We start from the raw sequence: 649 nt of genomic DNA, 5'->3' as shown, positions 1-649 counted from the left end.
ATTTGTACAAAATTGACATGCCACAAGAAATGCTGGAAAAACAGAAGGAGAAAGCTATTAAACAAGCTGTAAAACTCCTCGTTTCCAATGGTGTAATAAAAGCTACTGGCATTTCTGTGGCTTAAACTTACAGCTATTAAATTTTCAAAGGACAATAGTACCTTTATTTAAGTACGCCCATTTTTATACTACGTTGAGTTATTTTTCAAGCTACCACTTCCCTAACTCAATTTGACATTCTACCGTGGGTCTAATACTTATGAAATCCTCTACCGGTCTTGCGGCCCAAGTAACCAGCCCTGACCATCTTGCGAATAAGCGGACAGGGACGATACTTGCTGTCACCGAATTCCCTATAAAGTACTTCCATTATGGCTAAACATACGTCAAGCCCAATTAAATCCCCCAGGGCCAATGGACCGATAGGATGATTCGCCCCCAGTTTCATGGCCGTATCAATATCTTCAGCATTTGCGACCCCTTCCATCAGCAAATAAGCCGCTTCATTAATCATGGGAACCAGCAGCCTGTTTACGACAAAGCCTGGCGCCTCTTCAATCCTTATCGGTGTCTTACCCATCTTTTTGGCCAACTCAAAGATTGCCAAAAAAGTGTCTTCTGATGTTGCTGCGCCCTTGGTCACTTCCAC

Annotated in this window: 1 protein-coding gene; it reads right to left on the bottom strand. The window is 42.8% G+C overall.

The annotated features are described in order from the left end of the window. Positions 1-250 precede the first annotated feature (250 nt). Positions 251-649: 3-hydroxyacyl-CoA dehydrogenase family protein (locus NUV48_15565; GenBank protein MCR4443549.1), on the bottom strand; the 399-nt coding region annotated here is incomplete at its 5' end.

Source organism: Peptococcaceae bacterium (assembly GCA_024655825.1).
GTDB lineage: Bacteria > Bacillota > Peptococcia > DRI-13 > PHAD01 > JANLFJ01.
Note: the sequence above shows the minus strand (reverse complement) of the source record. Positions and strands in the feature narration are given on the sequence as shown.